At 43.9% G+C, this 12,053-nt stretch carries 9 protein-coding genes; 2 read left to right on the top strand and 7 right to left on the bottom strand.

The features are described from left to right. Positions 1-17: 17 nt before the first annotated feature. Complete coding sequence (locus tag QL982_RS00145) at positions 18-662, bottom strand: hypothetical protein (RefSeq protein WP_290162847.1); 645 nt, start codon at positions 660-662, stop codon at positions 18-20. Positions 663-1,185: 523 nt separating this feature from the next. Here QL982_RS00145 and QL982_RS00140 point away from each other — a divergent pair. Together QL982_RS00140 and QL982_RS00135 are read left to right on the top strand one after the other, a co-directional pair. Next, positions 1,186-1,458 carry an HU family DNA-binding protein gene (locus QL982_RS00140; RefSeq protein ID WP_045445077.1) on the top strand — a complete coding sequence of 91 codons (273 nt, stop codon included), beginning with the start codon at positions 1,186-1,188 and terminating at the stop codon, positions 1,456-1,458. 331 nt (positions 1,459-1,789) lie between these two features. Next, entirely contained in the window at positions 1,790-3,664 is a 1,875-nt protein-coding gene (locus QL982_RS00135; protein ID WP_290190104.1) for a SurA N-terminal domain-containing protein, read from the top strand. Positions 3,665-3,866: 202 nt separating this feature from the next. Here QL982_RS00135 and purH read toward each other — a convergent pair whose 3' ends face one another. The 6 genes from purH to mrcB all read right to left on the bottom strand — a co-directional run bounded on the left by purH (position 3,867) and on the right by mrcB (position 11,829). Beyond that, positions 3,867-5,447, bottom strand: a complete 1,581-nt coding sequence (gene purH, locus QL982_RS00130; RefSeq protein ID WP_290164480.1) for a bifunctional phosphoribosylaminoimidazolecarboxamide formyltransferase/IMP cyclohydrolase — start codon at positions 5,445-5,447, stop codon at positions 3,867-3,869. 152 nt (positions 5,448-5,599) lie between these two features. Further along, positions 5,600-5,962 carry a DNA-binding transcriptional regulator Fis gene (fis, locus tag QL982_RS00125; RefSeq protein ID WP_290164479.1) on the bottom strand — a complete coding sequence of 121 codons (363 nt, stop codon included), beginning with the start codon at positions 5,960-5,962 and terminating at the stop codon, positions 5,600-5,602. A gap of 179 nt (positions 5,963-6,141) precedes the next feature. Further along, positions 6,142-7,350, bottom strand: a complete 1,209-nt coding sequence (locus QL982_RS00120; protein WP_290164477.1) for a DUF3426 domain-containing protein — start codon at positions 7,348-7,350, stop codon at positions 6,142-6,144. A gap of 173 nt (positions 7,351-7,523) precedes the next feature. Then, positions 7,524-8,450, bottom strand: a complete 927-nt coding sequence (prmA, locus tag QL982_RS00115; protein WP_290164476.1) for a 50S ribosomal protein L11 methyltransferase — start codon at positions 8,448-8,450, stop codon at positions 7,524-7,526. A gap of 82 nt (positions 8,451-8,532) precedes the next feature. Further along, a complete protein-coding gene (locus QL982_RS00110; protein ID WP_290190103.1) occupies positions 8,533-9,348 on the bottom strand; it encodes a tetratricopeptide repeat protein in 816 nt (271 codons plus the stop codon). A gap of 33 nt (positions 9,349-9,381) precedes the next feature. Next, complete coding sequence (gene mrcB / locus QL982_RS00105) at positions 9,382-11,829, bottom strand: penicillin-binding protein 1B (protein ID WP_290164487.1); 2,448 nt, start codon at positions 11,827-11,829, stop codon at positions 9,382-9,384. Positions 11,830-12,053: the final 224 nt, after the last annotated feature.

Genomic DNA, 12,053 nt, shown 5'->3' with positions numbered 1-12,053 from the left:
GTACCGTGCAATCAGAATTAATTCATCAATAGTGCTATGACTGAGCCAATCATAATGACCAGTGCCACCACAGTGACCATCATCAACGTCTTTTGTTTGCTCTGTAATTCTTTTACGGTTGTTTCAAGCTCACGGTTTTTGATGGTCAAGGTGTTAATCTGTGTTTGCTGTTCTTTAATACGCAGTTTGTAGTTGTTCTTTTTTTCTTCTCGCTCAGCATCGGTAGGCTTGGTTTTAGCTTTACCACCTTTTATCTTTCTAATCAGACCTTGAATCAAGCTGCCAAGCCCAAGTTGCATAATAAATTGTTTGACCAGTTGTACTTGAATCGATTCACCACGCATCTGTAGTTTGTCAGTGGTTTCGCTATCGTGAGTCGTAATGGCGTTGATAACTTGGATGCTATAAGCATTGATGACCACATCAGGCTCACTGCGTCCAATGGGCAATTCAGCATCTAGTAATACACCTTTGGTACTAAAGGTGGCAAATATTTCTACATGAGGTAGATATAGACGAAGCGCTACGACGGTGCCCTGCTTGGCAAGCGGATAAGCGGCCTTACGCAATTCAGGATCCAAACGTAACAGTAATGTCAGCGCCGACTCGATAAACACTAAAATGATATTAAGAAAAGAGTGAGACAACGTAGAACGCTTCATGTAAATAATCCGTTTTTTATTTAGCAAATCTTGTTTAATAACAGACATTAGTTTATTATTAAGCAAGATTTGCAGTGATATTTTGCTTATAGTAACGTCTTTATAATAAAAAGTAACGCTAGTTTCTGTAGTGGCTAAAGTATTACATTACAATTTGGCAGTCAACAAAGACATGATTATCTGTGACTCGCAATGTACGGGCCTCATGAGTCGCAATGCCTAGACGGTAAATGATAACTTTTCTAACGCCTAGAAACCATATAAGCCAATCCTCTCAGTTAAATACGCTGGCTTATATAGCGATTATTGACGCTTTGCGTAACATTAGGTGTCAAATACGTAGTGCAGAGCGCAAAAATATGTAAAATCGCTTGCGCTCCTTATGCTGCCTTGATATAAAGACGATAACAAAGAAGAACCTGTTAATACGCCAGTTAAGTAGTTTTTATTGCGTAAGCACCATGAGAGCGTTACAATACTTGGCGTGAGCATTTATTACTCCCTTAAACTTGAAGGAAATTTTATGAATAAGTCAGAATTAATTGATAGCATTGCAGACAAAAGTGGTCTAAACAAAACCCAAGCTGGTGATGCGTTAAATGCTGTTATGGAAAGTGTTGGCGAAGCGCTAGAAGCTGGCGATAGCATCTCATTAGTTGGCTTTGGTACTTTTAGTGTGAAAGATCGCAAAGCACGCACTGGTCGTAACCCTAAGACTGGCGAAGAGCTAAGCATTCCAGCAAGCAAAGTACCAAGCTTCAAAGCTGGTAAAAACTTAAAAGAGCGCTTGAACTAAGCCGCTTTGCTAAGAGCAAAATGATAGTGGGTGGCTTGTAGCTGATGTTATAAGCCAGCCATCAAAGAAAGCACCTAATATTTAGGTGCTTTTTTTTATCGCTATAGTTTGTCTCATACATCGTGAATATTTTGAGTCTACGTGAAAAATCACGTATCATAGGGCGCGCGATAGGTGCGTCATTTAAGTCAAATTTCTTTAGTAAGTTTTATTTTTTACTATAAAATGCATACGCCCTTACTCTTACCATTGCCAGCTTAGATAGCACTGATATCAATAATAGTATTACAATGGTTTTTCATCAATATAGGTTAATAAAGCAGAGATAACTATGGATAAATTGCGCGATTTCTTAAAAAGCTGGCCAGGTCGCATTTTATTGATTTTATGCCTATCGCCGCTCGCTCTATTGGGCGTCGAAAGCTATTTTGGCGGCAACGTCGATCCCAACCAGATTGCTCAGGTAGGTGAGGCAAGCGTAGGACTGTCCGAATATCAAACTGCTGTCAATAGCCGTCGTACTGAGGTGCTAGAGCAAGTCGAAGATGCCAGCTTATTGAACGAAGATGTGCTTCATGAGCAAGTATTAAAGGGTTTAATTGACCGTACTTTATTAGAGCAGCAAGCAGGCAAGCTTGGCATGACAGTCTCTGACGACACGATTAACCGTCTGCTGCGTCAAGAAGAAATATTTCAAGATGCAGAGGGTGATTTTTCGAATGATCAGTTTGCGAGCTTCTTGCGCCAGCGTGGCATGACCAAAAACCAGCTGTTTACAGAATTTCGCAATCAGTTAAGCTTGGATCAATTGAATGCCAGTATCGTTGGTACAGCCGTTTATCCTATGCAAGCGGTCAGTCAATTGATTGATTTACAGCTTGAGTCGCGTAATATCTGGGTACATCGTTTTAATTGGCAAGACTATGCTGACAAGGTTAAGTTGAGCAAAGCAGATATTCAGTCCTATTATGATGCCAATAAAGACACGCTGAAAAGTGCAGCCATGGTTGACTTGGCTTATATCCAGCTTAGCCCGCAAACCATTAAGGTTGATGACGTAACAGCAGAAGATTTGCAGCAGCAGTATGAAGCCTACAAACAAGGTATCGCTGCGACTGACGAGCGTAAAGTCAGTCAAATTCTCTTGACTGGTAAAGAGGCCAAGGCACGAGCAGACAAAGTGAAAGCTCGACTAAATAAAGGAGAAGCTTTTGCTGCATTGGCTAAAGCAGAGTCGGATGATCCATCAGGAGAAACAGGTGGTGATATCGGACGTTTCAACCCATCAGTGTTTGGCAGTGATGCAGATACTGTGCAGAAGGCGTTAGAAGGGTTAAGCGTTGGCGATGTGACAGCACCTATCAAGACCAGCTTTGGTTATCAAATATTTACGGTCACTGAAGACAATGGCGAAAAGATTCCAAGCCTTGATAGTATGCGTGAAGCGCTGACAGCAAAAGCAAAAGAGTATAAGCGTCAGGAAATCTATGCTGATAAAGTGACGTCGATCAATGATTTGGCCGCAGATGGCTTTAGTATTGAAGATATTGCGCAACAAGAAAACGTAACTTTGAAGCGTCTCAAAGATTATCGTAAAGAAAACAATAAATCAGCATTACCGCAACCAGCAGTCGTTAAACAAGCTTTTGATGAGTTTACCATTCAAGATCAAGCGGTAACGGCGGGCGTGGAAGTTGGTAACGGTACAGTATGGTTACAGCCAAGCAATTATCGCCCTACTAAGACGCTTACTTTGGCGAATGCAACCCCAAGAATCACTCAAATATTACGTCAGCAGAAAGCGACAGCATTAGCTTTAACAGATGCTAAAGCATTGGCAGCTGGTATTAAGACGTCAGCTGACATCAGTAAGCAGACGATAAGCTTCCAAGCATTGGGTGAGATCAATCGTCAAACGACACAGCTAACAGACAAAGAACGCGGGTTGGCATTTAGTCAGCAAGCGGCTGATAATGGTGTTGTTGCCATTGCTAGTGAGACTGAGATGGGTGCAACGCTATTGGTTGGAGATCGTATCAGAACTGAGCAGCAGTCACCGCTGTCTGATATGCAAAGAGCACAAACAGCCGGTATCATTCGTGATAATTTGGGTCAAGATCAGTTGCAAGACTACTTAGATTATCTGCGTTTGGTATATAAGGTTGAGATTAATGAAGCCAATATGGCAAATGCACAAGGACGCTAGAGATAAGGATATTAAGGACAATACAACAAACTTGTTAAATTGTATCTTCTAAATACCCTTATTAAATTTGACGTATAAAAAAGCCACTATTTATAGTGGCTTTTTTAATGGATATTGCTTTTATCATAAGAATGTAGCATTAACAGTGACATGAAAATTTGTACAGCTATTAATGCCAGTTTTCAAAGTGATACGACACAGCTTAATGGCGGAAATGGCGCATGCCCGTGAATACCATCGCGATACCATGCTCATTAGCAGCAGCAATGGTTTCGTCATCACGCATAGAGCCACCGGGCTGAATGATAGCAGAGATGCCTACTTCAGCAGCATTGTCGATGCCATCACGGAACGGAAAGAATGCATCTGATGCCATAACAGCACCTTCTGTGGCTAGTCCAGCATGCTCTGCTTTGATAGCAGCGATACGTGCTGAATTAACACGGCTCATTTGACCTGCGCCAACACCGATAGTACGTTGACCTTTGGCATAGACAATGGCATTAGATTTGACATACTTTGCCACGTTCCAGCTGAACAATAAATCTGCAATCTGTGCTTCAGTTGGTTGTACGTCAGTGACGATTTTTAGGTCATTGGCAGTGATTAAGCCAAGGTCTTGCTCTTGTACCAGTAGGCCACCGTTGACGCGCTTATAGTCAAGTTGGATATCGCGCTGATCGGGTGCTGGTAGCTCGCCGCATACCAAGACACGTACGTTTTTCTTAGTAGCTGTCGCTTCAAGTACACCGTCTTCGATACTAGGCGCAATGATTACTTCTACAAATTGATTGTCGATAATGGCTTTTGCAGCAGCAAGCGTTAACGGACGGTTGAATGCGATGATACCGCCAAAAGATGATTCAGGATCAGTGCTAAAAGCAGTACGATAAGCCGAAACTTGGTCACTATCAACCGCGACACCGCAAGGATTGGCATGCTTGACGATAACGCAAGCAGGGGTGCTAAAGGCTTTAACACACTCAAGGGCAGCGTCGGTATCAGCAATATTGTTATAAGACAGAGCTTTGCCCTGTAATTGCTTAGCAGTAGCAATAGAAGCCTGTTGGCTTTTTAGTGGCTGGTTTTCAGTATAAAAAGCAGCGTTTTGATGTGGGTTTTCACCGTAGCGTAGGTCTTGTGCTTTTTCAAGCTGTACATTGAATGTACGTGGGAAGTTCTCTGGTTCTTGAGTTTCGTTGACACGGCTACCCAAGAAGTTTGCAATCATACCATCGTACTGTGCCGTATGCTCAAAAGCCTTCACTGCTAAGTCATAACGTAACGCAGTCGTCAGTTCAGTGCCGCCATTTAAGGCGGTAAGGACGCGGTCATAATCAGCCGGATCAGTCACGATACCCACATGAGCATGATTTTTGGCAGCTGAACGCACCATGGTAGGGCCGCCAATGTCGATGTTTTCGATGGCATCGTTCATAGTCACATCAGCACGTGCAATCGTCTCAGCAAACGGATATAGATTCACGACAACTAAGTCAATACGTTCGATCGCATGATCACTCATGATTGCATCGTCCGTTCCACGGCGCCCTAAGATACCACCATGAATTTTAGGATGTAGTGTTTTAACACGGCCATCCATCATTTCAGGAAAACCTGTGTAATCCGATACTTCCGTCACCGCGACGTTGTTTTCTGTGAGTAACCGATAAGTACCGCCAGTAGATAGCAAGCCAAAGCCTGCTTTAATAAGGCCTTGAGCAAACTCGACGATATTAGATTTATCGGAGACCGATAGTAGAGCAAGAGGGGTTGTACTCATAAGAAATCTTCCATAAAAAAAGCCTGACGTAAACGTCTGGCAAGGTGATGATAACAACAATTGTGTACCGTATCATGATAGATAAAGCGACGAACATTCAATTGCCATACATAGTGATAGTCAATGATGATGGGTGAGCTCATATAGCCATGCTACATTAAATCGTACGTTTTAAGTTTTTTGCGTAAAGTACCCCGATTTAGACCTAGGATTTGCGCACATTTGGTCTGATTGCCTCTGGTTTTTTCTAGGACGACTGATAAAAGCGGCTCTTCGATTTGCTTTAAGATAAGCTCGTACAAATCAGTAGGCGTCTCATCGCCTAGCATCGCAAAATATTGACGTACCACGCGCTCTACATGTACCCGTAACGGCTGCTGAGCACTGCTTGTATCGCTATCAGCAGCAAAACTAAAGCTGTGCGCAGGAGGGTGATAGTTTTCTTTATTATAATCGGCAGGGTGCTCAGAGCTTTTAGCAAAATGATTGGCATTATGCTGTGCATGAGGTGCCATAAAATAATATCCTTGAGATGAAAAAAGAGTCTGACCGTAAGGGGTTAGAGCCATAGTATATCAAATTAATATCGTTTAGCACTGACAGATTCATCGTTATCTTGGCTGCCACGATATGCATTGAAAATGAATGTACGACGTATTTTCTACAAAAGTTTATCTGTTTATGAAAAACCAACTCAATAAAGCGCGGTCATCGTGATTTCGCGAATCTGTGCATTGGCTACAGGAATAGTAAGTAGTAGCGTCCTATCCATATTAGCGGCTAGATGGCCTTGTTTCCCTAATAAATAATCGTTTGGTGCGGCAATAAATTCTCCAATGAGATCATTAGCACCATACACACTGACTTTTATATTTGGGTATATCTGAGCTTGCGTGCTTCCATTGCCCAAGGTCGCACTTATGTCACTGAACGTACCACCCGCCTTAATCCGACTGCTCTTGTGATGAGGCTTGGTGATGGTCAGCGCTGCCAAATCTGCACTTGGCAAACTACAAGCAGCGACTGCACATATTGCTTGCAAGCGCTGCGCGTATGAAGGGTTTTTGATTAAGGTCTCTAGGTTGAAAATGACGTATTGTGCAGCCAGTAGGAGTGCCAATACTAGGCAGCCTAACATCCATAATAATGAAGCGATCGAACGTGTCGTTGGCGTCGGAGTAAACTGTAACTGCGTTTTTCTTGCACGTTCTTCAGCTGAGATGCCCTCATCTTGAATGGGAACGCCCATATCAAGCAGGAGCTGTGATAGATTTGTATCATCTGGCGGTGTTTCTTCGTATTTATTTTGCTCTTCTAAAAGTTTTTCTAGCCACGAGTTGTCATCAGTACTATCAATATTTGCATGAATATCGTTGGCAGCCGCCGAGCTAAGTACGTCTTGAGTTGATGAATTGGTTTTTTTGGAGTGAGTGTCTTGTGGTTTGTCTATTATTGCTATGGCAGCGTTGGCATTGCTAGCTTGAGTCAACCAAGCATCCATACTGTCTAACGAGTCGTACTCTAGCGCATTCTCTTCTGGTTCATCGACATCCATATCATCATAGATTAAGTCATCATGAATCAAAGTCCCCGATGATCGGGTTTTATGGAGTGATGATCGAGATGTGCTCGATATACCATGAGACTTGTGATGGGTATTGCTAGGACTGGCAAGGGAATCGTTTGAATCGAGTTCAGAACGCCCTTCTTCTTGATGGGTAATGTCTATTTGGCTTGTAGGCTTATGCGGAATATCAAAGTTCACAATGAGATGCTTATTGACCAAAAAACTTTGCTGGCATTGATCACAGCAGATGGTCGCATTCACTTTATTTAATTGCGTTTGTTGCACTTTAAAGCAAGTCTGGCAATGAGGACACTGGGTTTTTATTGGCGTGGTCATAGAGGTGAATCCAAAAAAGTATGGTTATCAATACCGCTTAGCCACTCACCAATAGCTGCCTATAATACTCAATTGTACTTTTGTGATTCTGATGAATCATGGGCAAAGACAGAGTGGCGTCAAATACATAACATTTGACTGCCCTCTATCGTAACAGATGTAATCAAATGTTGCTAGCTAGTAAATGTACCAGATAGACGCTGCCAATGTTGATCTTCTTGTGCGGTAAAAGCATGTTTTGGATCAAGTGCAAAATAAGGCTGATAAGCGGCGGTCACTTGTTCGGTTTGCGATTCTATTAGACCTGCCAATACAATCCGACCTTTCGGTGCAATCAACGTCGCAAAGTAGGGCGCCAAGCCAATGAGCGGTTTTGCTAAAATATTGGCGACGATGACTTCTACAGGCAACACATCCTGCTGTGAGCAGTAATCTGTGAAGTCTTCTGGTAAGAATGCTTGCAAGCGATTGCCAACATGATTACGTACCGCGTTTTGATTGGTGGCGAGTACCGCTTGTGGGTCAATGTCGACTGCATACACTTGACGCGCACCCAACAATAAAGCGGCAATACCTAAGATGCCTGAGCCACAACCATAATCGATCACCACTTTGTCCGTTAGGTCTTGTTCTGTGAGCCAGTCCAGACATAAGCGAGTCGTCGCATGATAGCCTGTACCAAATGCTAAGCCTGGGTCCATGATGATATTAGTTGCATCAGGGTTGGGCGACGTCAGCCAATCAGGTACGATCCATAGATCATTTGCACACTCGATAGGATGATAGTTACTCATCCATTCACGTTCCCAATCTTTATCCTCAACCGCACTTAGCCACATACGAGTCGCATGCACTTGCGCTGCGATTTCATGGCTTAATTGCTCGACAGCCTGACGACTACCAGTATCAGTAGTGGCGTCAAACAATCCTGTTAATATCACCTCGTCCCAAAGCGGTGATTCGCCTGGTAGTGGCTCAAACAAAGGCTGGTCGCCTGCATCGTCTAGGGCAATTGATAGTGCGCCTGCTTCTAACAAAAGCGCTTCAGCCAAGTCGACGTTTGATTTTTCACATTGTAAATGTAGTTGTTGCCATGCCATAAAAATAACCTTAAGCGAAAATAAAAATAAATGTATCTCAACCAATGAATCTAACATTCATTAGCGTGAAAATAGGCAACGACTAGCGCAATGCCTGTTTTGCTTCATTGATCACGCGCGAGTTGCCTTGAGCTTGTCCTGACTGCAAAATGATTTGCCATAGCGCTCGCCGACGATTGGCATTTTGAGAGACGCTAAGACCACGGCGTGCCATTGCTTCTGCTTTGCGAGGCTGGTTCTTCTTCAACGCCACTTGTGCCAAATAGAAGTACACCGCCGACGATTTAGGTGCCAAACGCTGTGCACGCGTAAAGCTGCCTTCCGCATTGGTGAGATTACCTGCTTTTAGTTGGCTGATGCCCACTTGCATCAGATTGCGAAAGGCGGGTAAGTTGCTATTGTTGCCTGCCGCTTGTTGCGTCCGTTGCTGCGAGTTCCTTCTAGCATGTTCTAGTAGCTCATTGTGTGAGGGTATCGATGGCTCAGAGATTATATAGTCATTGCGAGAAGGCGCAATGATAATGGCATCAGGTTGTGTTAATTCTGGAGCAGGAGGAGCGAATACAGGCATCTCCTCCGTGAACGGATTTGATGATTCGGACTGCTCAACAGCATCATAAGGCTCAACGGGATAATTACTATCATCGTCGGCCTCAATAACAGGCGTTTGAGTAGCAGGCGCCGTTGCTTGCGTTGTTGACTGTGATGGTGGCATCGTTTGAACGGGTGGTGTTTTCATCGTCGTCGACGTGCTGGGTGCCGTCTGACAAGCACTTAGGCTCAGCATGCCAATTATCGCACTGCTTGCAAGCACAGTATTGGCCGACATGAGTTTTTTACGCCACTGCGTCATTGTTTGTTTTACAAAAGCAGTTGTCCTTAAAGATGACACCATCATGTTAAAACCTTTTTTTAACTATTAAAAGCAATGTTAGAACCATTCAACGGCACGGTCATACCAAGTATCAGCATTATCTTGGTCATCACCATTATTTTGATCATTGCCGCCTTCTGAGCTACCAGAGTCCACGGCTTCACCATTTGGAATCTCTAAACCTTCGCGGCGACGCTGTTGGTTCATAGCGTTTTGCTGATTTTGAAATTGTGTTTGTTCACGAGCGCGGTCTTGTTGGTACAGGCTAAGCGCACAACTACTGGCCTCTTCTGGCAAATGAGCTGACATCACTGGTAAGTAGCGAGCATCGGCACAGCGTTCATTAGACAGCTTACCTGAGTTGTTCTCTAACCATAGCCATTCGATACCTTCAGGCTCTGGTAGGGCAACGGGAGTGAGTTTTAGCTGTTTCATATAATCCACCCAAACTGGCAATGCACCAGTACCACCGCTCAGGCCAATGGGTTTATTGTCATCACGGCCAACCCAAACAACACTGACATAGTTACCACTATAGCCTGCAAACCACGCATCACGGTAGTCGTTCGTCGTCCCCGTTTTTCCTGCAAGATTTAAGTTGCTACCAAGCGATTGAGCACGTCTGGCTGTCCCGTTTGACACCACTTGCTGTAGCGCGTAGTTTGTCAAATAGTTGGTTTCGGGCGGGATACTACGTTGAGTATTTAGCCCAGTACGTTGCAAGATACGGCCGCGATCATCAATGACAGTACGAATACTATGAATAGGGGTGCGGAAGCCGCCAGTCGCAAAGACTTGGTAAATGCCAAGCATGTCCATCGGGCTAAGGTTGACAGAGCCTAACAATGCTGACGGATATGGTGGTATTTTTTCTTTAATCCCCATGCGTTGTAGTTGCTTAACAAAGGTGTTGACCCCGAATTCCATACCTAAGCGTACCGTCGCTTGGTTATAAGACTTTGACAAGGCGCTGGTAAATGGTACATAGCCATGGTCACGATTGTCGTAGTTTTTAGGGTTCCATTTGCTACCATCACCCAGATTCACAGTAATCGGTGAATCATCGACCGAACTGGCTAGGTTGTAGCGTCCGCTTTCAAGCGCTGTCATATAAATGATAGGTTTCAACAAAGAACCCACTTGGCGCTTGGCATCGACAGCACGGTTAAAGCCAGTAAATTCACTGCCACTACCGACCACAGAGACCAGCTCGCCAGTCTCAGGATTGGCACTCACCAAAGCCCCTTGCAGATTTTTGGTTTTGCTACTTTTACGGCGTAGCTCACCAAGTTTTTTATCAACGGCCTTGTCAGCTGCCAATTGAGCGATAGGATCTAAGGTGCTGATAATGATGAGACCTTCGTTTTTGAGGTCATCGGAATAATAAACGGTATTCAGCTCACGTTTGACGATATCCAAAAAGTCAGGGAACTGGCTTTTGCCTTCAGTCGGCTTATCCATAATATCAAGTGACTGCTTTAACGCTTTATCGTAATCTTCTTGACTCAGTGAGCCAACGGCCAGCATATTACCAAGTACCACATCACGGCGTGCTTTTGAATCGTTTGGATGGCGGCGTGGATTATAAATACTTGGGCCTTTTGCCATACCGACCAGCATGGCTTGTTGATCAAGGCGCAGCTCGTTGAGTGGTTTGTCAAAATAAAACTGTGATGCCAAGCCAAAACCATTGATAGAACGTTTACCGTTTTGACCTAAGTAAATCTCGTTCAAATACGTCTGTAAAATCTCATCCTTGCTATAATGCAGTTCGAGTAATACGGCCATTAGTGCTTCGTTGGCTTTGCGTTTGAGTGTACGGTCTGAATTAAGGTAAAAGTTTTTAATCAACTGCTGAGTGATGGTCGAGCCACCTTGTCTAGAGCCACCAGAAAAGTTATTCAGGACAGCACGAGCGATACCGCGTATCGATACCCCTTTATGCTCATAAAATGCGCGGTCTTCGGTGGCTATTAGCGCATCAATTAACGGCTGCGGCACTTCGTCCAAGGTAACAACCAACCGATCTTCATTGCTGTCTGGATAAATCCCACCGATATTCACTGGCTCTAAGCGAATAATGCCGCTTTTGGCAGGCAGGGTACTCTGGATAGAGTCTACTTTATTGCCAGCGATGGTCATCTTGATGACTTGCTCAGCATCTTTATCATTTGCGCTATAAGTAAAGCCGCGCGTGTGAATAAAGTAAGTATTGCCTGTCCGATGATAGGTACCCGTGCGATCATAAGCTTTGTTGCTTTGATAATTAAGCAACTCTAGCCATGTCTTCATCGTATCTCTATCGACATTGGCGCCTTGATACAGCTCAAGCGGCTGAGAATACACTTTGGCTGGAATGTCCCAGCGCTTGCCCTCAAACTTATGAGTAATGGTGCGATCAAGTTTGATCAAATACAGCGCCAACAGCACCATGCCTGCGATGATGATAATTAATAGCAGACTACTAAAGACCAAGCCGCGCTGCTGCGAGGGTAGCGTGTGCATAGCAGACTTAGATGACGCTGATAACTTGGTATTTGGTAACTTGTAATTAGGTTTTTGCACGGATGTCGCACCATTTTTGGATAAAAAACTGCCTCATAATGACGCAAATTGACAAATTTTTCAATCTATCATCGTCAACGCAGGCATTTATTGATAGTAGACAGTGAGCGATGATACTGCTCGCAGTGATTGCTTATAGTATAATCTCTATGAAAACCCCGATA

Origin of the sequence: Psychrobacter sp. 5A.1, from assembly GCF_030407455.1 — a bacterium.
GTDB lineage: Bacteria > Pseudomonadota > Gammaproteobacteria > Pseudomonadales > Moraxellaceae > Psychrobacter.
The sequence above is the reverse complement of the archived record's forward strand: the minus strand, read 5'-3'. Positions and strand labels throughout refer to the sequence as shown.

Coding starts and splice junctions, on each gene's coding strand:
- QL982_RS00140 (WP_045445077.1), top strand. CDS start 1,186: ATGAATAAGTCAGAATTAATTGATAGCATTGCAGACAAAAGTGGTCTA.
- purH (WP_290164480.1), bottom strand. CDS start 5,447: ATGAGTACAACCCCTCTTGCTCTACTATCGGTCTCCGATAAATCTAAT.
- fis (WP_290164479.1), bottom strand. CDS start 5,962: ATGGCACCTCATGCACAGCATAATGCCAATCATTTTGCTAAAAGCTCT.
- mrcB (WP_290164487.1), bottom strand. CDS start 11,829: ATGCACACGCTACCCTCGCAGCAGCGCGGCTTGGTCTTTAGTAGTCTG.
- QL982_RS00145 (WP_290162847.1), bottom strand. CDS start 662: ATGAAGCGTTCTACGTTGTCTCACTCTTTTCTTAATATCATTTTAGTG.
- QL982_RS00110 (WP_290190103.1), bottom strand. CDS start 9,348: ATGATGGTGTCATCTTTAAGGACAACTGCTTTTGTAAAACAAACAATG.
- QL982_RS00135 (WP_290190104.1), top strand. CDS start 1,790: ATGGATAAATTGCGCGATTTCTTAAAAAGCTGGCCAGGTCGCATTTTA.
- QL982_RS00120 (WP_290164477.1), bottom strand. CDS start 7,350: ATGACCACGCCAATAAAAACCCAGTGTCCTCATTGCCAGACTTGCTTT.
- prmA (WP_290164476.1), bottom strand. CDS start 8,450: ATGGCATGGCAACAACTACATTTACAATGTGAAAAATCAAACGTCGAC.